A 21,029-nucleotide genomic window follows, 5' to 3' on the forward strand; every position below is an offset into this window, starting at 1 on the left:
CGTGAATCCATCCCTGGAGGCTTGTCTGCGAGGTCCCTCTCGCAGACAGTCCCGCCAAAAGATCCCGACACCAGGGCTTTCGCATTGAGTTTCAATATTCTTCCCGGGCTCTGAAATTCCAGTTTGGAGCATTAGAATTCAACCAATCCAACACCTATCTGACAGGAAGCATCGATCCATGAGCAAACCCATTCGCCGCGCGCTGATCAGCGTGTCGGACAAGACCGGTATCGTTGAATTCGCCCGCCAGCTGGCCGAAATGGGCGTGGAAATCCTCTCCACCGGCGGCACCCACCGCCAGCTGAAGGAGGCCGGCATTGCCGTGGTCGAGGTTTCCGACTACACCGGTTTTCCGGAGATGATGGATGGGCGCGTGAAGACCCTGCACCCGAAGGTGCACGGCGGCATCCTCGGCCGCCGCGGCACCGACGACGGCGTCATGGCGGAGCACGGCATCGCGCCGATCGACATGGTGGTGGTCAACCTCTACCCCTTCGCCCAGACCGTCGCCAGGCCGGACTGCACGCTGGAGGACGCGATCGAGAATATCGATATCGGCGGCCCGACCATGGTGCGCGCCGCGGCCAAGAACCACAGAGACGTCGCCATCGTCGTCAATGCCGATGACTACGACGGCGTCATCGCCGAGATGAAGGCGGGCGGCGGCAGCCTGAGCGAGGCCAGCCGCTTCGATCTGGCGGTGAAGGCCTTCGAGCACACCGCCGGCTACGACGGCGCCATCGCCAACTACCTGGGTTCAATCAAAGGCGGCGAAAAGCAGCCCTTCCCGCGCACCTTCAACAGCCAGTTCATCAAGAAGCTGGATCTGCGCTACGGCGAGAACCCGCACCAGAAGAGCGCCTTCTATGTCGAGGCCAATCCGACCGAAGCCAGCATCGCCACCGCCGAGCAGCTGCAGGGCAAGGAGCTGTCCTACAACAATATCGCCGATACAGACGCGGCGCTTGAGTGCGTCAAGGCCTTCGACCAGCCCGCCTGCGTGATCGTCAAGCACGCCAACCCCTGCGGCGTGGCCATCGCCGAAGATATCGGCAGGGCCTACGATCGGGCCTTCGAGACCGACAGCGAATCCGCCTTCGGCGGCATCATCGCGTTTAACCGCGAGCTGGACGGGGCCACCGCGCGGGCCATAGTCGAGCGCCAGTTCGTCGAAGTGATCATCGCCCCGTCCGTGTCCGACGAGGCCAGGGCCGCCGTCGCCGAGAAGAAGAATGTGCGCCTGCTGGTCTGCGGCCAGTGGCGCGCCGAGCGCGCCCCGGCGCTGGACTACAAGCGCGTCAACGGCGGCCTGCTGGTACAGGACCGCGACGACGGCGTCGTGACCGCATCCGACCTGAAGGTGGTGACCAAACGCCAGCCGGGCGAAGAGGAGATCCGCGACCTGCTGTTCACCTGGAAGGTGGCCAAGTTCGTCAAATCCAACGCGATTGTCTACGGCAGGGACGGCCGCACCATCGGTGTCGGCGCCGGCCAGATGAGCCGCGTCAACTCGGCGCGCATCGCCGCGATCAAGGCCGAGCACGCCGGCCTCGAGGTCAAGGGCTCCGTCATGGCCTCCGACGCCTTCTTCCCCTTCCGCGACGGCATCGACAACGCGGCCAAGGCGGGTATCCGCGCCGTGATCCAGCCCGGCGGCTCCATGCGCGACGAGGAGGTCATCGCCGCGGCGGACGAGCACGATATGGCCATGGTCTTCACCGGCATGCGCCACTTCCGCCACTGATATCAAACTTTCAGTCAAAAGCCGGCGCCAACGGCCCGGCTTTCTCTTGCCCGCAACGATTCCGGGCTAAAATAGCGCATCTAAAACCGTACCCAATGGACCACACCGGCCGACTCAGGGGGATTTGAGAATGAATGTATTGGTAATTGGCGCAGGCGGCCGCGAGCACGCCCTGGCATGGAAAGCGGCGCAGAACCCCGCCGTCGACACCGTCTTCGTGGCGCCCGGCAACGCCGGCACTGCGCGCGAACCCAAGCTGCAGAATGTCGCCATCGGCGTGGACAACTTCTCCGCGCTGGCGGATTTCGCCGAGGACAACGGCGTCGAGCTGACCATCGTCGGCCCCGAGGCGCCGCTGGTCGACGGCATCGTCGACTTTTTCAATGGCCGCGGCCTGGCCATCTTCGGCCCGGGCAAGGCCGCAGCCCAGCTGGAGGGCTCCAAGGCCTTCACCAAGGATTTCCTCGAACGCCACCAGATCCCCACCGCCGCCTACCGCAACTTCACCGAGGTGGAGCCGGCGATCGAATATATCCGCGAGATGGGCGCGCCCATCGTCGTCAAGGCGGACGGTCTGGCCGCCGGCAAGGGCGTTATCGTCGCCGAGACGGAACAGCAGGCGGAACTGGCAGTGCGCGACATGCTGTCCGGCAACGCCTTCGGCGAGGCGGGCTGCCGGGTCGTGATCGAGGAATTCCTGCGCGGCGAAGAGGCCAGCTTTATCGTGATGGTGGACGGCGAGCACATACTGCCGATGGCCACCAGCCAGGACCACAAGCGCGTCGGCGACGGCGACACGGGCCCCAACACCGGCGGCATGGGCGCCTACTCCCCGGCGCCGGTGGTCACCGACGCGGTCTACCGGCGCATCATGGCCGAGGTCATAGAGCCGACGGTGAAGGGCCTGGCCGCCGAGGGCACCCCCTACACCGGCTTCCTCTACGCCGGCCTGATGATCGACGCCGAAGGCGCGCCCAAGGTGATCGAGTACAACTGCCGCTTCGGCGACCCGGAAACCCAGCCGATCATGATGCGCCTCAAGTCCGACCTGGTGGAGCTGTGCCAGGCCGCGCTGGACAAGCGCCTGCACGAGGTGAGCGCGGAGTGGGATCCGCGCCCGGCCCTGGGCGTGGTGCTGGCCGCCCACGGCTACCCCGGCAGCTACCGCAAAGGCGATGCGATCAGCGGCCTGGAGCGCGCCGACAGCGAAAATGCCAAGATCTTCCACGCCGGCACCGCGCTGGACGGCGAGCGGGTGGTCACCAACGGCGGCCGCGTCCTCTGCGCCACCGCCCTCGGCGACACCGTCGCCGAGGCCCAGGCCAACGCCTACACGGCAGCCAAAGCCATCTACTGGGACGGCGTCTTCTACCGCAAGGATATCGGCTACCGCGCCGTCGAGCGGGAGGAAGCCACCCTGTAGGAGCGGCGAATCAGCGGGAGCAGTACAGATGAGTGAGCGCAAACTGACCGGTCTCGACCGGCTGTTGTTGCAGGCGGATCGCGCCCTGCGCACCCTGAGCCCGGGCACCCCCTGCCACGGGCGCCCGTCCCCGGCTGCGGCCGAGGACGAGGCGGAGATGAGCGACGCCGAGCGCCGCCACGCGGCCGGTCTGATGCGCGTCAACCACAGCGGCGAGGTCTGTGCCCAGGCCCTCTACCAGGGCCAGGCGCTGACCGCCAGGCTGCCTGAGGTGCGCGGGGAGATGGAGCGCGCCGCGGACGAAGAGATAGACCACCTGGCCTGGTGCGAACAGCGCCTGCGCGAACTGGACAGCCGCCCGAGCCTGCTGAACCCGCTCTGGTACGGCCTCTCCTTCGGTCTCGGCGCCGCGGCCGGCAAGATCGGCGACCGCATCAGCCTCGGCTTCGTCGCCGCGACCGAGGAGCAGGTGTGCAAACACCTGGAGAGCCACCTGCAGCGGCTGCCGGCGCAGGACAAGAAGAGCCGCGCCATCGTCGAGCAGATGCGCATCGACGAGGAAGCCCACGGCCACGCGGCCCTGGAAGCCGGCGGCGCGCGCTTCCCGGCACCGCTGAAGGGATTGATGTCGCTGGTATCCAGGGCGATGACCTCGGCCAGCTATAGGGTTTAAAGGGGCTGGTGGTCAGTGGTGCGCGCCGGCACCACCGATCAGATCTCCTCCACGCGGTAGCTGTGCACTATCTCGACGCCGGCGTTGCGCAACATGATGGAGGCGGAGCAGTACTTGTCCGCCGACAGTTCCACCGCCCGCGCCACCTGGCTTTCCTTCAGGCCGCGGCCGCGCACGACGAATTCCATCTCTATGCGGGTAAAGGGCGCGGGCGTCGCATCCGGGCGCTCGCCGTTCAGTTCGCAGTGGCAGGATACGATGTCCTGGCGGGCCTTCTGCAGAATGCTGACCACGTCGTAGGAGGCGCAGCCGCCGACCCCCAGCAGAATCATCTCCATCGGGCGGATGCCGTTGTTCTTGCGCCCCCCTTCCATCACCACCGAATTGCCGCTGCCGGCCTCGCCGACAAAGGTCAGTTCATCCACCCAAGTCACTCTGCCCTGCATTGCCTCACTCCTTCCAAATTCCGAGGGCGCGAAGCTTAGCATATTGCGCCGCGCGGATATCGCGCCGCGCGGTCAAGCTGAACGGCGATATTTCCGGTATAGTGACCGCTCACGCCGTGTCGCCAAATGCGAACCGCCAGTCAGCGCAATGTGCCGCTTGTCTGTGAACCCGACAACCGCTACAAGGTCTGTTGTTGATCCGGTAAAAAGTGTCGCAGGTCACACTGCGGACCTTTCGCGGACCCGGCCACTGTTGGGGACAGGTTTTTAGCGCCATAATTCGCCAGTGCTGCGGCGCATTCTGGTCGGGATCAGGCACAAGATTAAAACAAGAAGGAGTAGATCCGTGACGGTTGCTACCGAAGAATCCATGACTATCGGCAATATCGAAGACTTCCTGGCCCACTGCCACCGGCGCCGCTACCCGGCCAAGAGCACCATCATCTACGCGGGCGACCGCTGCGAGTCCCTGTACTTCATTATGCGCGGCTCCGTGACCGTACTGATCGAGGACGACGAGGGCCGCGAGATGATCGTCGCCTACCTGAACGACGGCGACTTCTTCGGCGAGATGGGCCTGTTCGACCAGGACACCCGCAGCGCCTGGGTGCGCACCAAGACCGAATGCGAGGTGGCGGAGATCTCCTACAGCAAGTTCCAGGAGCTGACCCGCCAGCACCCGGAATTCCTGTTCGCGCTGGCCACACAGATGGCCGGCCGTCTGCGCAACACCACGCGCAAGGTCGGCGACCTGGCCTTCCTCGACGTGACCGGCCGCGTGGCGCGCACCCTGCTCGACCTGTGCAACGAGCCGGATGCGATGACCCACCCGGAGGGCATGCAGATCAAGATCACCCGCCAGGAAATCGGCCGCATCGTCGGCTGCTCACGGGAGATGGTCGGCCGGGTACTGAAGACCCTGGAGGAACAGGGGCTGGTATCGGTGAAGGGCAAGACGATGGTGGTCTACGGGACCCGCTGAAGTCACAGCGGATTCGATTTTTGGGGCGATCCTTGTGATCGCCCTTTTTCGTTAGGGGAGCCTGTAGAAAGTGTCGTGGCAGCCCCCGACATCAGGGCTTTCGCATTGAGTTTCAGTGCCTTTTCCCACCTGAAATATTAATTGAACATCTCCATCAGCCTGCGCCCCGGCTCCGGCTCGCGCATAAACGCCTCGCCGACCAGGAAGCAGTGCACGTCGTGGCCGCGCATCGCGGCGACGTCGTCGGTGGTGTGGATGCCGCTCTCGGTGACGACTATGCGGTCGTCGGGAATCAGATCCAGCAGCTTGAAGGTGGTCTCCAGCTGCACGTCGAAGGTGTGCAGGTTGCGGTTGTTGATACCGATCAGGCGGTTCGGCAGCGCCAGCGCGCGCTCCAGCTCCGCGCGGTTGTGCACCTCCACCAGCACGTCCAGCCCCAGCTCCTGCGCCAGGCCGTTCAGGTCGCGCATCTGCGCGTCCTCGAGGCAGGCGGCGATCAGCAGTATGCAGTCGGCACCTATCGCGCGGGCCTCGCACACCTGGTAGGGATCCACGGTGAAGTCCTTGCGCAGCACCGGCAGGCGCACCGCGCCGCGCGCCTGCTGCAGATAGGCGTCACTGCCCTGGAAGAAGTCCACATCGGTCAGCACCGACAGACAGGCGGCGCCGCCCTTCTCGTAGCTGGTGGCGATTTCGGCCGGGATGAAATCCGGGCGTATCACGCCCTTGCTCGGCGAGGCCTTCTTGATCTCGGCGATCACCGCCGCCTCGCCGGCCGCCAGCTTGTTCTCTATCGCGGCGACAAAACCCCGCGCCGGTGGCTGGTCCAGCGCCCGCGCGCGCATGTCTGCCAGCGAACACTGGCGCTTGCGCTCGGCCACCTCCTGCCACTTGCGCTCGACGATGGTTTTCAGGATGGTCGGCGTGTCCTTGTTCACGCTCATGGCTGTCTCCTTAGCGCTCATGGCTGTCTCTTTACCGCTCATGGCTGTTTCTCCCCTGCGCTCGCAGCGGTTTCCGGGCGGAAGGCGCTGGTAAAGGCGGCCAGGTCGTTGATCTTCTCGCCGGCGAGGCCGCTGGCTATCGCATCCTGGGCCATGGCCACGCCCTGTTCGGCGGAGTCGGCCACACCGCTCGCGTAGATCGCGAGGCCGGCGTTTATCGCGATGATATCGGCGGCCTTGCGCCCGGCCTCTGTGGCGCCCTTGCCCAGCGCGTCGCGGATCAGCGCCAGGGACTCCTCGGAGCCGGATACGCAGAGGCCGTCCAGGCTCTGGCGCTCGATGCCGAAGTCCTCCGGGCGCAGCACGCGCTCGCGCAGCTCACCGCCCTTCAGCTCCACCGCGAAGGTATCCGCAGCCAGGCTGACCTCGTCCAGGCCGTCGTCGCTGTGCACGACCAGCACGTGTTCGGAGCCGAGACTCCGCAGCACTTCGGCCAGTATGCGGCAGTAGCGCTTGTCGTAGACGCCGATCACCTGGCGCCTGACGCCGGCGGGGTTGGTCAGCGGGCCGAGCAGGTTGAAGATGGTGCGCATACCCAGCGCCTTGCGCGCCGGGCCCGCATGGCGCACGGCGCTGTGATAGGTGGGCGCGAACATAAAGCCGACACCGATGGCATCGACACAGCGGGCCACCTGCTGCGGGCTCAGCTCCAGGAAGATACCGGCGCGCTCGAGCAGGTCGGCGGCGCCGCTCGAGGAGGACACCGAGCGGTTGCCGTGCTTGGCCACCCGCGCGCCCGCGGCGGCGGCGACGAAGCTGGCCGCGCTGGAGACATTGAACAGGTTGGCGCCGTCGCCGCCGGTGCCGACGATATCCACCGCGTTGGTCAGATCCAGCTCCACCTTCTTCGCCAGCGCGCGCATCATCTCCACCGCACCGGCGATCTCGTCGACGGTTTCGCCGCGGATGCGCAGCGCCACCAGCAGCGCACCTATCTGCGCCTCCTCGGCCTCGCCGCGCATAATCTGGCCCACAGTCTCGCGCATCTCGGCGCGGCTCAGGTGTTCGCCGTCGACCAGCTTGGCGATGGCCTGTTGGATATTCATTATTTTCCCCTACCGTTTCGATCAAGCGTCGTGGCGGGGGAGGGGGGGGGGGGGGGGGGGGGGGGGGGGGGGGGGGGGGGGGGGGGGGGGGGGGGGGGGGCCTGACCAAAAAGACGTGGGGGGATGTTTCACGGTTGTTCCTAAAATTCCCCCCCCGGCAACAGGGCCTTCTCATCGAGCACTGCAAACTTCTACTCTTATTGTTCGAGAAAATTCCTCAGCATATCGTGGCCGTGCTGCGTCAGAATGGATTCTGGGTGAAACTGCACCCCCTCCACCGGAAGCTCGCGGTGGCGCAAGCCCATGATCTCGTCGATCTCGCCATCTTCGGTCTCGGTCCAGGCGGTGATCTCCAGGCACTCCGGCAGGCTTGCCTTCTCCACCACCAGCGAGTGGTAGCGGGTGGCCTCGAACGGATTCGACAGGCCGTGGAACACCCCCAGGTTGTTGTGCACAATCGGCGAGGTCTTGCCGTGCATGACCTGCCGCGCGCGCACGACGCGACCGCCGAATACCTGGCCGATGCTCTGGTGGCCGAGGCAGATACCCAGAATCGGAATCTGCCCGGCGAAACGGCGGATGGTGTCCATCGAGATACCGGCCTCGTTCGGCGTGCAGGGCCCCGGGGAGATCACGATCTTCTCCGGCGCCAGGCGCTCGATATCGTCGACCGCGATCTCGTCGTTGCGCACCACCTTGACCAGCGCGCCCAGTTCGGCCATGTACTGCACCACATTCCAGGTGAAGGAGTCGTAGTTGTCGATCATCAGTATCATTGTGCGGCTCCTCCGTTGGATTGCTCCATGCGTTTTTGCAGGCGCGCCAGCGCGTCCTGGGTCGCGCGCAGTTCGCGCAGGATTTCGGTCTGGCTCGGCGGCAGCTGCAGCTCATCCAGGCGCCGCAGCTTGGCCTCCTCGAGGTTGTTCAGCACCACGCCGATAAACAGGTTGATCATCACGAAAGCCCCCATCACGACGAAGCTGACGAAGTAGACCCAGGCCCAGGGCATGGCCTCCATGGCCGTGTACATGATGTCGGTCCAGTCCTCAAAGGTGACGATACGGAACAGGCTCAGCAGTGCGATCGGCAGGCTGCGCCAGTGGGTCGGATCGATTTCGTGAAACAGGAAATAGCCGGCCACGCCGTAGATATAGAAAATGATGCTCATCAGCAGCGCTATATGGAACATGCTCGGCAGGCTCTTCAGCAGCGTGTCCACCAGCAGGCGCAGCTCCGGGAAGGCCGATACCAGCCTGAGTACGCGCAGTACCCGCACCAGGCGCGCCAGCGTCGCCAGCGGACCGGCGGCGGGTATCAGGCTCAGCGCGATAATGCTGAAATCGAAGCAGTTCCAGCCGCTGGCGAAATAGCGCCACGGGCGGTTGCCGTGGGCGGCCATCTTGATCGCCGCCTCGGCGATAAACGCGGCCAGGATCAGCTGGTTGATCGCGCCGAGCAGGCCGCCGAAACGCTCGGTCACCCAGGTGGAGGTCTCCAGGCCCACGGCGATGCCGTTCAGCAGGATCAGGCCGATAATCACCCGGTTGAACAGCGGCGCCGCGACAATGCGCGCGCACTGCTCGGCCAGGGTCAACTTCTGCGGAATACTAACTTCGTTCATCGCTGGTGATCTTGTTCGTCTCACGGGTCGATAGGGCAATGGCCGCGGCGCGGAAGAGCGCGCGGGCTTTGTTCATGGTTTCATCCCACTCGGACTGGGGGTCCGAGTCGGCCACCAGACCGGCGCCGGCCTGGATATAGAGCTGACCATTTTTGATGACCGCGGTTCGTATCGCGATGGCGGTGTCCATATTGCCGTTCCAGGCCAGGTAGCCGACCGCGCCACCGTAGATACCGCGTTTCTCCGGTTCCAGTTCGTCGATAATCTCCATCGCGCGGATCTTCGGCGCGCCGGATAGAGTGCCCGCCGGCAGCGCCGCGCGCAGCGCGTCTATCGCGGACAGACCGGCCTTCAGTTTGCCGGTTACGTTCGAGGTGATGTGCATCACGTGGGAGTAGCGCTCGACGACCATCTTCTCGGTGACCCGCACGCTGCCGGTCTCCGCGACCCGGCCGACGTCGTTGCGCCCCAGGTCGATCAGCATCAGGTGTTCGGCGATCTCCTTCGGGTCCGCCAGCAGCTCCTCTTCCAGCGCCCGGTCTTCCTCCTCGCTGGCGCCGCGGCGGCGGGTGCCGGCCAGCGGGCGCACCGTCATCTCGCCCTCCTCCAGGTGCACGAGGATTTCCGGGCTGGAGCCCACCACCTGGTGGTCCCCCAGGTCGAGGAAATACATGTACGGAGACGGGTTCAGGCTGCGCAGCGCGCGGTAGAAATTCAGCGGCGGCGCGTCGAAGGGCGCGGACAGGCGCTGTGACGGCACCACCTGCATCACGTCGCCGGCGAGTATGTACTCCTTGACCCGCTCGACGCCGCGCTTGAAGGCGGCCTCGCCGAAGTGGGATTTGAACGCGGACTCGTCGATGGCGTTGCCGTCCAGATCCAGCGGCACAGTGTCCGGCAGCGGCTGCGCCAGTCTGCCGACCAGCTGATCCAGGCGCCGCTGCGCCCGCGCGTAGGCATCCTCCTGCGCCGGGTCCGCGTGCACGATAAAGATCACCGCGCCGGCCAGATTGTCGAATACCACCAGTTCATCGCTGACCATCAGCAGTATATCCGGGTTGCCGAGGGTATCGGCTGGCGCGCTGTCGGCCAGGCGCGGCTCTATATAGCGCACGCAGTCGTAGCCGAAATAACCCACCAGGCCGCCGTTGAAACGCGGCAGATTCGGCAGCTCCGGCACCCGGTAGCGGCGCTGGAATTCCTCCACGAAGGCCAGCGGATCGGCGCACTCACTCCGCTCGATGACCTCGCCGTCGCGCTCGACGGCAACCTCGTGGCCGCGCACTCGCAGCAGGGTGCGCGCCGGCAGGCCGATAATCGAGTAGCGCCCCCACTTCTCGCCGCCCTGCACCGATTCGAGCAGGTAGCTGTAGCGGCCCGCGGCCAGCTTCAGGTAGGTGGACAGCGGCGTTTCGATGTCAGCCAGCACGCGGCGCACCAGCGGTATGCGGTTGTAGCCCGCAGACGCAAGTTGGGCGTATTCGCTTGGGGTCATGGCGACGACTCCAGAGTTTGGAATTGTTTTTAGAGATTCGGTCGGCGGGCGGGACAGGCGCCCACGGGAAAGGCGGCCGCGGCGGTATCGGGTACCGGTTTGGCCTCAGCGGATCAGTGGCGCCATCGCCAGCTGGTGTTGTGGGGGGCTGTGTGGATCACGGGTATTCCCTCATTGCAGGCGCTCAAGTGTACAAATCCATTTGGGGGCGGGCAAGGGGTTTGGGCTCGGCCATCCATGGCATACGCCCGCTTCGCGGGCGGGACAGGGGAGCCGCCGAGCTTACTTCGCCAATTCCCGGCGCATGGCCCCGATGACCTCCGCGTAATCGTCCGCATTGAAGATGGCCGAGCCGGCCACAAAGGTGTCGGCGCCGGCGGCGGCTATCTCGGCGATATTGTCGCGGGTGACGCCGCCGTCGATCTCCAGGCGGATATCGAAGCCGGAGGCGTCGATCAGCGCGCGCGCCTCGCGCAGTTTGTCCAGCGCGGCCGGGATAAATTTCTGCCCGCCGAAGCCCGGGTTGACCGACATCAGCAGGATCATATCCAGCTTGTCCATCACGTATTTGGCCGCATCCAGGCCCGTGGCCGGGTTGAACACCAGACCGGCCTTGCAGCCGAGGCTGCGGATCAGCTGCAGGGAGCGGTCCACGTGGCGCGAGGCCTCCGGGTGGAAGGTGATATAGGTGGCGCCGGCATCGGCGAACATGCGGATCATATCGTCCACCGGTTCCACCATCAGGTGCACGTCGATGGGCGCCTCGACGCCGTGCTTGCGCAGTGCCTGGCAGACCATCGGGCCGATGGTCAGGTTGGGCACATAGTGGTTGTCCATCACATCGAAGTGCACCCAGTCGGCGCCGGCGGCCAGCACCGCATCCACCTCCTCGCCGAGACGGGCGAAATCGGCAGAGAGAATGGACGGGGCAATTTTGTAGTTCGACATTTTCTGCTTCCTTTATTGGTTCGCTTTGCCTTCTGCCAGGCGCGCATCCAGCCGTTCGAGACGCTCCGGGGTGCCCACATCACACCAGTCGCCCCGGTAGAGCTCCGCCTGCAGGCGGTCCTCGTTGTAGGTGAACACCTCGCCGAGACCGAAACAGCGGCGCGCCTTCGGGTAGCCGGTCAGCATCTGCGGGCGCAGCCAGCTGATGCCGGCGAAGGTATAGCGCGGCTTGACGGTACCGGACAGCAGGCCGTTATCGATGCCGAAATCCCCCTCCGGATTGTGCGGCGGGTTGGGCACCATCAGCAGGCGCCCGGGGCAGTCGTCGGGCAGCGGCCGCGCGAGCCACTGGGCCAGGTCGAAGTCGCACCAGACATCGCCGTTGACCACCAGGAAGGGATCCTCTCCCAGCAGCGGCAGCGCCTTGATAATGCCGCCGGCGGTCTCCAGCGGCTCCTCCTCCCGCTCCACCGAGTAGCGGATCTCCAACCCCCAGCGCTCGCCATTGCCCAACCGCTCGCGGATCTTGTGGCCGAGATAACCGAGGTTGATCACCACGCGCTGCACACCGATGCGCGCCAGCCGCTCCAGCGCGTACTCGATCAGCGGCTTGCCGGCCACCGGCAGCAGCGGCTTGGGCACCTTGTCGGTCAGCGGGCGCATGCGCTTGCCGAAGCCGGCGGCCAGCACCATCGCGGTGGGAATAGGGTGTTGTGTCTCGCTCATGGAAGAATTCTGTGCGGTTGCGGTTTCTGATTAGCGGCGGCGCCCGCCGGCAGTGCGGTAATCCCGGTACCAGTCCTGGCGCTCGATCAGCGGCAGCAGCTCGGCGGCAAACCAGTCGGCAAAGGGCTTCAGTTCAGGGTAGCGCCCGGCCACCTCCAGCGCATAGCGGATCACCAGCGGCAGGTCCGGCAGGTAGCCCTGTTTGCCGTCGCGCAGATACAGGCGCGGGAAGAGCCCCAGCACCTTGATATGCCGCTGCAGCCCCATCCAGTCGAACCAGCGCAGGAAGGTCGCAGGCGCAACCGGCTCCAGCACCCCCGCCGCCTCTGCGGTGGCGGCGTACGACAGGGCCCAGCGCTGCACGCGCTCGCGCGGCCAGCGTATATAGCAGTCGCGCAGCAGCGAGGCCAGATCGTAGGTGACGGGCCCCCACACGGCGTCCTGGAAATCCACTACGCCCGGGCGCTCGCCGTCGCGGATCATCAGATTGCGGCTGTGATAGTCGCGATGCACCAGCACCTGCGGCTGCTCCGCGGCGCTGTCCAGCAGCAGGTCGAAGGTGTGCTCCAGCAGCTGTTCGTCCGCCGCACGCAACGGGTAGCCGAGCAGTTTTTGCGCCAGCCACTCCGGCAGTATGCGCATCTCCGTCAGCAGCAGTTCGCGGCTGTAGGGGGGGAAAAGGTCGTCCGCCGGCGGTATCTGCTGCAGGCACAGCAGCTCGCTCAGCACCTCGGCGTAGAGGCCCTCGACGCTGTCGTCGTCCAGTTCGCCGAGCAGCTGCCGGTCGCCGAGATCCTCGAGCAGCATAAATCCCTGCTCCACATCCGCCGCCGTCACCAGCGGCGTGTGGATGCCGTTGCGGCGCAGATAGTCGGCCACGGCCACAAAGCGGGCGGGATTAGTGCGCTCTGGGGGGGAATCCACCGCGATCAGCCGCGGCTCCGTCTCGGTGCGGAAGTAGCGGCGGAAACCGGCATCGCCGGCGAGCGTCTGCAGCGGTGCGGCGCGATCGAGCCCCAGTGCGCGGCCGGCCCACAGGCTCAATGCCTCGCGCCGCTTGTCTGTTCCACCCGTCGATTGCCCGCTCATCCGCCGTTACTACTCCGATACTTTGGCCGCATTGTAACCGCGACGCCGTCCGCGTCCAGCGGCGACCGCAGAAATCCCGCCGCCCGCGCCGGGGCAAGCCGCTATCAACCACTTCTACATTCAAGTAGAATCGTCCGCTGATTTTTGCGCGCGCCAGGTCGCGCCGCGCGCCCCTCCCGACGGTAGAAAAGACTAAAGATAGCCGGAACATATCACCTGATGCTGGAAGCTTCCCGGTGGCGCCGCCTGGCGCTGGCAATTAAACAGATTTCACGCCCGCACTCGCTCGCCATCGGCCTGATCGCCGCGCAGCCGCTGTGGGCCGCCGCGGAGGACCCCGGCACGCCCGCGGATGCCGACTACAACCCCTACCTGTACCTGGACTGGCTGCCCAAGTCGCAGCTGAGCCCCGCGCAGCGTGCCGCCATGCCGGCGGTCTGCTCCGGCACCTTTGTCGCGCCGCCGCGCAACTACGCCGACGCAGACCTGGACCCGGACGAGGCACCGCTGCGCGCCACCGCGGACGAATCCAAGTGGTTGGACGACGGCACCGCGGAGCTGCGCGGCAATGTGCATATCACCCAGGGCTACCGGCAGCTGTTCGCCGACCAGGTGGATGTGAACCGCAACGAGAGCACCGCCTACCTGCGCGGCGCCATAGAGATGCGCGAGCCCAACCTGCTGGTGCGCGGCGCCGCCGCCGAGGTGCACACCGACAGCCGCGCCGCGGCCATCGAGGATGCCACCTATGTGGTACACGACGCCTTCGTGCACGGCAGTGCCAGCCACGCCGCCCGCGAGGCCAGTGGCGAGCTGACGCTGACCCGGGGCAACTACACCCGCTGCGAACCGGGCGACGAGATCTGGCGGGTCAGCGGCGGCCAGATCACTATCGACAATGTGCAGCGCCAGGGGGTGGCGCGGGACGTGCGCCTCGAGATCCTCGACGTGCCGGTGTTCTACTTCCCCTACCTGCGCTTCCCGGTGGGGGATGCGCGCCTGTCCGGCTTCCTGTTCCCCAGTGTCAGCAACAGCGACGAGAACGGCTGGGATGTCGCCATCCCCTACTACTGGAACATAGCGCCGCAGATGGACGCGACCATAGTGCCGCGCTATATCCAGCACCGCGGCACAGGCGCCGAGGTGGAAGTGCGCCATCTGAGCCGGCTGTTCAACACCGAGGTCCGCTTCGCCGGCCTGCCGAACGACAAGGGCGGCGACGACGAAGACGCCCGCGAGCTGATCCAGGCCGGCTTCCCGGAGGACCTGGTCAATCCGGCCAAGGGCACCGATCGCTGGCTTGTGAACCTGGAACAGCAGGGCGGCGGCGACGGTTTCTGGCGCACCGCTATCGACTACACCAAGGTCAGCGACCCGGACTACTTCCGCGACCTGGACACCGCCAACCTGAGCGTCTCCGCCGAGACCCAGGTCAACCAGATGGTGCAGGGCAGCCTCAGCAGCGAGCACTGGCGGGCGACCCTGCGCGCCCAGGACTACCAGCTGCTGCAGAAAGACAGATTCGACACCTACGCCCAGCTGCCGCGCCTGGATGTGGACGGCAACTACCGCTGGGGCGACTGGCTGCTGTCGATGCAGAACGAGATCACCAGCTGGGATCACGACGACACCCAGACTATCCGCTTTATCGCCGACGCGGACAATCCCGACAGCGTCACCGAGGACACACGCGACTTCGTCACCGGCGAGCGGGTACGGCTCGATTACGAGCTCTACTGGGACAAGCAGTGGCTCTGGGGCTATGTAAAGCCGGGCCTGGCGGCCCGCTACCTGGGCTACCGCCTGGACGACCAGTTCCTGAAACCCGAGAGCAGCGATACCCCGGAAGCCTCCGCCGGCCAGTTCACGCTGGATACCGGGCTCTTCTTCGAGCGCGACGGCAGCGCCTTCGGCCGCGACTATGTGCAGACACTGGAGCCGCGCCTGTTTGCGCTGGTCAGCAGCGACGCCGACCAGAGCGACTTTATCGATATCAGTCAGAATCCGCTCGACGGCGGCAACGACCTGCTGTTCGACACCTCGCTGTTCACCTTCAGCTACGACCAGCTGTTCCGCGACAGCCGCTTTACCGGCAACGACCGCATCGACGACGCCGACCGGGTGGCCCTCGGCCTGACCACGCGCCTTATCGACCCGTCGAGCGGCCGCGACCTGCTGTCCGCCAGTGTCGGACAGATCTTCTACTCCGACGACGCGCGTATCGGCCTCGACGACGCCATCGAGGGGTCGCCCCGCTCGGAACTGGCCGCGCGCCTGGAGAGCCGCCCGATTCACTCCCTGCGCATCGGCAGCGAGGTGGTCTACGACGACAGCGATCACACGATCAACCGCGGCAACTTCAGCCTGCGCTACCTGGACGACGACTTCCGCATCTTCAACCTGGGCTATGTCTACCAGCGCAACGACCAGGTGATCCGCTTCGCCAATGGCGACGAGACCGACAGATCCATCCGCCAGGGCAACGCGTCGGCGGTTTTACCGCTCAACGCCCGCACCTCTATACTGGCCGGTGCCAACTACGACTTCACCTTCGACCGGGAACTGGAATATCTGGCCGGCGTCGAATATGACAGCTGCTGCTACCGCGCGCGCCTCGTGTGGCGCCGCTCCCTGGACAACGACCTGGCGGATGTGGTCGAGCCGGAGGACCTGAAGTTCGACGAGGGGATCTACCTGGAACTGCAACTGAAGGGGCTCGCCGGCCTGGGCACCACCGTCACCCGTATGCTCAGCCAGGGCATCGCCAACTTTGATCAGAGAGAAGTACTGAAACAGTGATGACAATAATGCATAAATCCGCGCTGAAAAGCGGCCTGCTGGCGCTGGTTGCGCTCTGCGCCCTGGCTGCGACCACCGTTTCCGCCCAGGTGCAGACACTCGACCGGGTGGTTGCCGTGGTCGATGACGACGTGGTCATGGCCAGCGAGTTGCAACAGCGCCTCAACACCATCATGAACCAGATCCGGGCCCAGCAGGTGCAGGCGCCGCCGCTCGACATACTGCGCCGCCAGGTGCTGGAACAGCTGATCATCGAGCGGCTGCAGCTGCAAATGGCATCGCGCGCCGGCGTTACCATCTCCGAGGCGGAGCTGGACCAGGCCATAGCGCGGGTGCAGCAGAACGCCGGCGTCAGCCCGGAGCAGTTCCGCCAGCGCCTGGCCGCCGACGGCCTGTCCATGAAGAACTTCCGTCAGCAGATCCGCCAGGAACTGCTGATCCGCCGCGTCGAGCAGGGCAGCGTCAACCGCCGCATCCAGATCAGCGACCAGGACATCGACAACTTCCTGCGCTCCAAAGAGGGTGAATTCTGGAAATCCCCCCAGTACGAGCTGGGCCATATCCTGATACCGGTCAGCTCCAGCGCGCCCAGCGAGGAGGTGGCCAAGGCGCGCGAAAAAGCCGAACAGCTGGCCCAGCAGGCACGCGGCGGCGCCGACTTCCGCCGCCTCGCCATCGCCAACTCCGCCGGCCAGAACGCGCTCGCCGGCGGCGACCTGGGCTGGCGCAAGACAGTCGAGCTGCCGACCCTGTTCGCCGAGGCCCTCGAGGGCCTGAAAGTCGGCGATGTCACCGCCCCCTTCCGCAGCGACGCCGGCTTCCACCTGCTGAAGATCCACGCCCAGCGCGGCTCCACCGAGCAGGTGGTGGAGCAGACCAAGGTGCGCCATATCCTGGTCAAGCCCTCTGCCATCCTCAGTGACGACGACGCCTACAACAAGCTGCTCGAACTGCGCCAGCAAATACTGGACGGCGCCGACTTCGGCGAGCTGGCGCGGGAGAACTCCGAGGATATCGGCACCATGCTCTCCGGCGGCGACCTCGGCTGGTCCATGCCCGGCCAGTTCGTACCCGAGTTCACCCAGGCCATGAACAACACCCCGGTGGGTGAGGTGAGCATGCCGTTCCGCAGCCAGTTCGGCTGGCATATCCTCAAGGTGGAGGGCCGCCGCAAGCAGGACATGACCGACCAGTACATCCGCAACCAGGCCGCCAACCTGCTGCGCAACCGCCGCTACGAGGAAGAGCTGCAGAACTGGCGCCGCGAAATCCGCGACCAGGCTTATGTCGAGATCAAGCTGCCGGATATGCAGGAAGAGTCCACCGAAGCGGAAGGCGCAACCCGGCAGTAACCCCCGCGCCGCACGCATAGCTGTAGGAGCCTGCTTGCAGGCGAACACCGGGCGTCCAGCGCCCGGTATTTTTATCGAAGGACCGGCGCAGACATGATCCCGAGAATCGCCCTGACCCCCGGCGAACCCGCCGGTATAGGCCCGGAGCTGGCGGTTAAACTGGCCACCGCCGGCGCGGCGCAGGCGGCACAAATCGTCGCCGTCTGTGACCCGCAACTGCTCGAACAAAGCGCCGCGCAGCTGCGCCAGCCCCTCAGACTGCTGCCGTTCGACCCAGATGCCCCCGCCGCGGCCACCCCCTCCGGCAGCCTTTTTGTCCAGCCGGTGCCGCTGGCCGAACCGGCCGAGGCGGGCCGCCTGAACACCGCCAACGCGGCCTATGTGCTCAATACCCTGCGCACCGCCGCCGACGGCTGCCGGCAGCGGCGCTTCGACGCCCTGGTGACGGGCCCGGTGCACAAGGGCGTGATCAACGACGCCGGCATCGCCTTCAGTGGCCACACCGAATTCTTCGCCGATCTGGCCGGCGTCGAGCGGGTGGTAATGATGCTGGCCGCGGACGACCTGCGCGTGGCCCTGGCCACCACCCACCTGCCCCTTAAGGACGTCAGCGCCGCAATCACGGGCCCGCGCCTGGAGCAGATCATCACGATACTGCACCGCAGCCTGCGCGATCAGTTCCGCATAGAGACACCGCGTATCGGTGTCTGCGGCCTCAACCCCCACGCCGGTGAGGGCGGCCACCTGGGGCGCGAGGAAATCGAAGTCATAGAGCCCGCACTGGACAAGCTGCGCGCCCTGGGCCTGCAGCTGATCGGCCCGCTGCCCGCCGACACCCTGTTCACCCCGCCACAGCTGGCGCGCTGCGACGCGGTGCTGGCCATGTACCACGACCAGGGCCTGCCGGTGTTAAAATTCAAGGGTTTCGGCCACGCGGTGAACATCACCCTGGGGCTGCCGTTTATCCGCACCTCGGTGGACCACGGCACCGCCCTCAATATCGCCGGCCAGGGTGTGGCCGACGCCGGCAGCCTGCGGGCGGCCCTGTCCCAGGCCATAGAATTAGCGCAATTGCGCCACCTGTAGGATGGGCAAAGCGCAGCGTGCCCATCACCACCGCCAAGATGGGCACAGCGCTGCGCTCCCTTGCCCTCCTACGCAAATCAGACGAACATTTTTTAATGGACAACTTTTTCCAACACAAGGCGCGCAAGCGCTTCGGCCAGAATTTCCTCATCGATGAAAATATCATCGAAAAGATAGTGCGCGCCGTAGCGCCGAAGGAAAGCGACAAGCTGGTGGAGATAGGCCCCGGCCAGGGCGCCATCACCCAGCTGTTATTGCAACGCTGCCCATCTTTGACCGCGGTGGAACTGGACCGCGATCTGATACCGCTGCTGCAATTCAAATTCCGCGACTACCCCCAGTTCAAAATCATCGAAAAAGACGCGCTCAAGTTTGACTTCGGCGAATTCGCCGCCGGCCAGCCGCTGCGCATCGTCGGCAATCTGCCCTACAACATCTCCACGCCGCTGCTGTTCCACCTGCTCAGTTTCCGCGGTGTGGTGCAGGACATGCACTTTATGCTGCAGAAGGAGGTGGTGGATCGCCTCAGTGCGACGCCCGGCAGCAAGTCCTATGGCCGCCTCAGCGTAATGGTGCAATACCACTGCCGCGTGCAGGGACTCTTCCCGGTGCCGCCGCAGTCCTTCCGCCCGGCGCCCAAGGTGGAATCCGCGATAGTGCGCCTGGTGCCCCACGCCACACCGCCCTACCCGGCCGAAGACGAGCAGCTACTGGAGCGCATCGTCAACGTCGCCTTCCAGCAGCGCCGCAAGACGCTGCGCAACGCGCTGAAACCCCTGTACCCGGAACTCGATGCCGCGCAGCTGCCGGTGGATGCCGGACGCCGCCCGGAGACACTGAGCGTGCAGGAGTTCGTGCAGCTGACAAATTATTTATACGCTGAGACAAACGGAGCGGGGACCGGGGATTAATGGCCACCTACGCCATTGGCGATATACAGGGCTGCTTCGAGCCACTGCAGCGGCTGCTGAAAAAAATTCACTTCCGCCCCGACCGCGACAAACTGTGGCTGGCCGGCGATATGGTGCACCGCGGCCACGACAGTCTCGGCACCCTGCGCTTCCTGTATGAACACCGCCACCAGGTCACCGCGGTGCTCGGCAACCACGACCTGCACCTGCTGGCCCTGGCCCACGGCGCCAAGCGACTGACAGACAAAGAGCACGACCTGGCCAAAGTGTTGCGCGCGAAAGACGCCGACAAACTGCTCGAGTGGCTGCAGGGCCTGCCGCTGGTGGTGCACAAGAAGGGCTTCACCATGGTACACGCCGGCATTCCGCCGATCTGGAGCGTCACCAAGGCGCTCGAACTCGCGCGCGAAGTACACCGGGCGCTGGCCGATGACGCCCTGGCCAAGGCCTATTTCTACGGCATGTACGGCAACGAACCCCACTGCTGGAGCGACCATTTATTGGGAATCGAGCGGCTGCGCTCCATCACCAACTATTTCACCCGCATGCGCTTCTGCAAGGCCGACGGCACCCTGGACCTGGTCACCAAGCGCGGCCCCCAGGCCGCCCACGGCGAGTTCAAGCCCTGGTTCAGCTTCCCCGAGCGCAAGACCAAAAACGACAAGATCATCTTCGGCCACTGGGCCGCGCTGGAGGGCAGGGCTGATACACCCAATGTCTATGCGCTGGATACCGGCTGTGTCTGGGGCGGCTACCTGACTGCGATGCGATTGAGCGACGAGGAATTTTTCTGCGCGGACTGCAGTCTATAGGGCGGGCTGGCACTCGACCAGGATCTAGGCAGGGTAAACTTCGCTAGCCCTCCCTTAAAACTGCTTCAGGGATTCCCTTCAGCCTGACAGGAACAGCAGCCCCACACCCGCCCCCGCGAGCAGGGGGGCCACAAGGCTTCGCCCGCGATTCGACAGAGACAAGAACGAGAGTAGCCCCGCAGCCAGCAGGAAAACGAAACAATAGTCCAGTGGCGAGGTATTCAGCAGCCAGGATATCGCCGCGATGAACGGCGAAGCCAACGCCGCACCTCCACAGACCCCCTCGATCAACAGGTAGACCCGACTGCAGGATTTCACATGCATCCAGAAACGGACCTGGGCATCGTTGCGGAGAATGGCATTGATCCCCTGGGCCACCAGTACAGAGGCAAAGACCGCCAGCAGAAATCTCGGGGCGACCGACAGGCCGGGATACAGCAGCCCACAGGAAAAGATGATGTATCCCAGCGGCGCCATCAGCCATTTGTAGCGGTCACCACTCCCCTTCCCCAGCAGCCTGTCTGGACGGGTAGAGAATAGGATCGCCCGATACCTGAGCAGGGTAAACGCCAGTACCGCCAGCATATACAGCAGCGTAAATAGAACAAACCAGAGGGAATAAAGCCCAAAGTGAAACGCCTCTCCAAGATGCAATAAGACCAGTAAGGGGGTTACCCAGAGGCCCCAGTAGAGGATGTTTACTTTGAAATGCACTAAGCAGAGCCGCAAAAGCAGCCTTTTCACCCTGTAGTGGCATAGTAAATTTGGCCACCTGATTTTGAGTGATATTATCACTCTCAACGAAGATCAGGTGAATAAATGACCACCACAAAAAGAAGATTTAGCCCGGATTTCAAGCTGGAGGCCGCGCA

Annotated in this window: 19 protein-coding genes; 9 read left to right on the forward strand and 10 right to left on the reverse strand. The window is 65.0% G+C overall.

Going from position 1 to position 21,029, the window contains the following annotated elements; translation table 11 throughout:
* Positions 1 to 178: 178 nt before the first annotated feature.
* The 3 genes from purH to coq7 all read left to right on the forward strand — a co-directional run bounded on the left by purH (position 179) and on the right by coq7 (position 3,840).
* Positions 179 to 1,744 carry a bifunctional phosphoribosylaminoimidazolecarboxamide formyltransferase/IMP cyclohydrolase gene (purH, locus tag ACXAF3_RS16450; protein ID WP_475113383.1) on the forward strand — a complete coding sequence of 522 codons (1,566 nt, stop codon included), beginning with the start codon at positions 179 to 181 and terminating at the stop codon, positions 1,742 to 1,744.
* A gap of 130 nt (positions 1,745 to 1,874) precedes the next feature.
* A complete protein-coding gene (purD, locus tag ACXAF3_RS16455) occupies positions 1,875 to 3,167 on the forward strand; it encodes a phosphoribosylamine--glycine ligase (protein WP_475113384.1) in 1,293 nt (430 codons plus the stop codon).
* A 28-nt stretch (positions 3,168 to 3,195) separates the two neighbouring features.
* On the forward strand, positions 3,196 to 3,840 hold the full coding sequence (gene coq7 / locus ACXAF3_RS16460) for a 2-polyprenyl-3-methyl-6-methoxy-1,4-benzoquinone monooxygenase (protein ID WP_475113385.1): 645 nt from the start codon (positions 3,196 to 3,198) through the stop codon (positions 3,838 to 3,840).
* 38 nt (positions 3,841 to 3,878) lie between these two features.
* Here coq7 and ACXAF3_RS16465 read toward each other — a convergent pair whose 3' ends face one another.
* A complete protein-coding gene (locus ACXAF3_RS16465; protein ID WP_475113386.1) occupies positions 3,879 to 4,286 on the reverse strand; it encodes an OsmC family protein in 408 nt (135 codons plus the stop codon).
* Positions 4,287 to 4,632: 346 nt separating this feature from the next.
* On the opposite strand from ACXAF3_RS16465, the gene crp reads away from it, so the two are divergent.
* Positions 4,633 to 5,268: a cAMP-activated global transcriptional regulator CRP gene (crp, locus tag ACXAF3_RS16470; RefSeq protein WP_475113387.1), complete on the forward strand. Its 636-nt coding sequence runs from the start codon at positions 4,633 to 4,635 to the stop codon at positions 5,266 to 5,268.
* Between the two features lie 137 nt (positions 5,269 to 5,405).
* Here crp and trpC read toward each other — a convergent pair whose 3' ends face one another.
* From trpC to ACXAF3_RS16510, 8 genes are all read right to left on the reverse strand, one after another.
* The gene (trpC, locus tag ACXAF3_RS16475; protein ID WP_475113388.1) at positions 5,406 to 6,212 is read right to left on the reverse strand and encodes an indole-3-glycerol phosphate synthase TrpC; all 807 of its coding nucleotides are present in this window, start codon (positions 6,210 to 6,212) and stop codon (positions 5,406 to 5,408) included.
* Positions 6,213 to 6,250: 38 nt separating this feature from the next.
* The gene (trpD, locus tag ACXAF3_RS16480; protein WP_475113389.1) at positions 6,251 to 7,318 is read right to left on the reverse strand and encodes an anthranilate phosphoribosyltransferase; all 1,068 of its coding nucleotides are present in this window, start codon (positions 7,316 to 7,318) and stop codon (positions 6,251 to 6,253) included.
* A gap of 197 nt (positions 7,319 to 7,515) precedes the next feature.
* Complete coding sequence (locus ACXAF3_RS16485) at positions 7,516 to 8,094, reverse strand: anthranilate synthase component II (protein ID WP_475113390.1); 579 nt, start codon at positions 8,092 to 8,094, stop codon at positions 7,516 to 7,518.
* Entirely contained in the window at positions 8,091 to 8,939 is an 849-nt protein-coding gene (locus ACXAF3_RS16490; protein WP_475113391.1) for an ion transporter, read from the reverse strand. Before ACXAF3_RS16490 ends, ACXAF3_RS16485 begins: the two co-directional genes overlap by 4 nt.
* Complete coding sequence (trpE, locus tag ACXAF3_RS16495) at positions 8,926 to 10,434, reverse strand: anthranilate synthase component I (RefSeq protein ID WP_475113392.1); 1,509 nt, start codon at positions 10,432 to 10,434, stop codon at positions 8,926 to 8,928. The genes ACXAF3_RS16490 and trpE overlap by 14 nt, the downstream gene beginning before the upstream one ends.
* 282 nt (positions 10,435 to 10,716) lie before the next feature.
* A complete protein-coding gene (gene rpe / locus ACXAF3_RS16500; RefSeq protein WP_475113393.1) occupies positions 10,717 to 11,382 on the reverse strand; it encodes a ribulose-phosphate 3-epimerase in 666 nt (221 codons plus the stop codon).
* A gap of 12 nt (positions 11,383 to 11,394) precedes the next feature.
* A complete protein-coding gene (gene murU / locus ACXAF3_RS16505; protein ID WP_475113394.1) occupies positions 11,395 to 12,108 on the reverse strand; it encodes an N-acetylmuramate alpha-1-phosphate uridylyltransferase MurU in 714 nt (237 codons plus the stop codon).
* Positions 12,109 to 12,138: 30 nt separating this feature from the next.
* Positions 12,139 to 13,197 (reverse strand): aminoglycoside phosphotransferase family protein, encoded by a 1,059-nt coding sequence (locus ACXAF3_RS16510; RefSeq protein ID WP_475113395.1) that lies wholly within the window; start codon positions 13,195 to 13,197, stop codon positions 12,139 to 12,141.
* Positions 13,198 to 13,416: 219 nt separating this feature from the next.
* Between ACXAF3_RS16510 and ACXAF3_RS16515 the strand changes: the two genes are divergently transcribed.
* The 5 genes from ACXAF3_RS16515 (at position 13,417) to ACXAF3_RS16535 (ending at position 20,157) form a co-directional block, all read left to right on the forward strand.
* Positions 13,417 to 15,996 (forward strand): LPS-assembly protein LptD, encoded by a 2,580-nt coding sequence (locus ACXAF3_RS16515; RefSeq protein ID WP_475113396.1) that lies wholly within the window; start codon positions 13,417 to 13,419, stop codon positions 15,994 to 15,996.
* A gap of 8 nt (positions 15,997 to 16,004) precedes the next feature.
* A complete protein-coding gene (locus ACXAF3_RS16520; RefSeq protein ID WP_475113397.1) occupies positions 16,005 to 17,348 on the forward strand; it encodes a peptidylprolyl isomerase in 1,344 nt (447 codons plus the stop codon).
* A 93-nt stretch (positions 17,349 to 17,441) separates the two neighbouring features.
* Positions 17,442 to 18,434 (forward strand): 4-hydroxythreonine-4-phosphate dehydrogenase PdxA, encoded by a 993-nt coding sequence (pdxA, locus tag ACXAF3_RS16525; RefSeq protein ID WP_475113398.1) that lies wholly within the window; start codon positions 17,442 to 17,444, stop codon positions 18,432 to 18,434.
* A gap of 95 nt (positions 18,435 to 18,529) precedes the next feature.
* Positions 18,530 to 19,345 (forward strand): 16S rRNA (adenine(1518)-N(6)/adenine(1519)-N(6))-dimethyltransferase RsmA, encoded by an 816-nt coding sequence (gene rsmA, locus ACXAF3_RS16530; RefSeq protein ID WP_475113399.1) that lies wholly within the window; start codon positions 18,530 to 18,532, stop codon positions 19,343 to 19,345.
* Positions 19,345 to 20,157: a symmetrical bis(5'-nucleosyl)-tetraphosphatase gene (locus ACXAF3_RS16535; protein WP_475113400.1), complete on the forward strand. Its 813-nt coding sequence runs from the start codon at positions 19,345 to 19,347 to the stop codon at positions 20,155 to 20,157. The genes rsmA and ACXAF3_RS16535 overlap by 1 nt, the downstream gene beginning before the upstream one ends.
* Positions 20,158 to 20,235: 78 nt before the next feature.
* Here ACXAF3_RS16535 and ACXAF3_RS16540 read toward each other — a convergent pair whose 3' ends face one another.
* On the reverse strand, positions 20,236 to 20,871 hold the full coding sequence (locus ACXAF3_RS16540; protein WP_475113401.1) for a hypothetical protein: 636 nt from the start codon (positions 20,869 to 20,871) through the stop codon (positions 20,236 to 20,238).
* Between the last annotated feature and the right edge of the window lie 158 nt (positions 20,872 to 21,029).

The organism is Microbulbifer sp. ABF4_143, assembly GCF_056160225.1.

What these genes read in the sequence shown, in the direction of transcription:
- purH (WP_475113383.1), top strand. Translation starts at nt 179, where the DNA reads ATGAGCAAACCCATTCGCCGCGCGCTGATCAGCGTGTCGGACAAGACC.
- purD (WP_475113384.1), top strand. Translation starts at nt 1,875, where the DNA reads ATGAATGTATTGGTAATTGGCGCAGGCGGCCGCGAGCACGCCCTGGCA.
- coq7 (WP_475113385.1), top strand. Translation starts at nt 3,196, where the DNA reads ATGAGTGAGCGCAAACTGACCGGTCTCGACCGGCTGTTGTTGCAGGCG.
- ACXAF3_RS16465 (WP_475113386.1), bottom strand. Translation starts at nt 4,286, where the DNA reads ATGCAGGGCAGAGTGACTTGGGTGGATGAACTGACCTTTGTCGGCGAG.
- trpC (WP_475113388.1), bottom strand. Translation starts at nt 6,212, where the DNA reads ATGAGCGTGAACAAGGACACGCCGACCATCCTGAAAACCATCGTCGAG.
- trpD (WP_475113389.1), bottom strand. Translation starts at nt 7,318, where the DNA reads ATGAATATCCAACAGGCCATCGCCAAGCTGGTCGACGGCGAACACCTG.
- ACXAF3_RS16485 (WP_475113390.1), bottom strand. Translation starts at nt 8,094, where the DNA reads ATGATACTGATGATCGACAACTACGACTCCTTCACCTGGAATGTGGTG.
- ACXAF3_RS16490 (WP_475113391.1), bottom strand. Translation starts at nt 8,939, where the DNA reads ATGAACGAAGTTAGTATTCCGCAGAAGTTGACCCTGGCCGAGCAGTGC.
- trpE (WP_475113392.1), bottom strand. Translation starts at nt 10,434, where the DNA reads ATGACCCCAAGCGAATACGCCCAACTTGCGTCTGCGGGCTACAACCGC.
- rpe (WP_475113393.1), bottom strand. Translation starts at nt 11,382, where the DNA reads ATGTCGAACTACAAAATTGCCCCGTCCATTCTCTCTGCCGATTTCGCC.
- murU (WP_475113394.1), bottom strand. Translation starts at nt 12,108, where the DNA reads ATGAGCGAGACACAACACCCTATTCCCACCGCGATGGTGCTGGCCGCC.
- ACXAF3_RS16510 (WP_475113395.1), bottom strand. Translation starts at nt 13,197, where the DNA reads ATGAGCGGGCAATCGACGGGTGGAACAGACAAGCGGCGCGAGGCATTG.
- ACXAF3_RS16515 (WP_475113396.1), top strand. Translation starts at nt 13,417, where the DNA reads ATGCTGGAAGCTTCCCGGTGGCGCCGCCTGGCGCTGGCAATTAAACAG.
- ACXAF3_RS16520 (WP_475113397.1), top strand. Translation starts at nt 16,005, where the DNA reads ATGCATAAATCCGCGCTGAAAAGCGGCCTGCTGGCGCTGGTTGCGCTC.
- pdxA (WP_475113398.1), top strand. Translation starts at nt 17,442, where the DNA reads ATGATCCCGAGAATCGCCCTGACCCCCGGCGAACCCGCCGGTATAGGC.
- rsmA (WP_475113399.1), top strand. Translation starts at nt 18,530, where the DNA reads ATGGACAACTTTTTCCAACACAAGGCGCGCAAGCGCTTCGGCCAGAAT.
- ACXAF3_RS16535 (WP_475113400.1), top strand. Translation starts at nt 19,345, where the DNA reads ATGGCCACCTACGCCATTGGCGATATACAGGGCTGCTTCGAGCCACTG.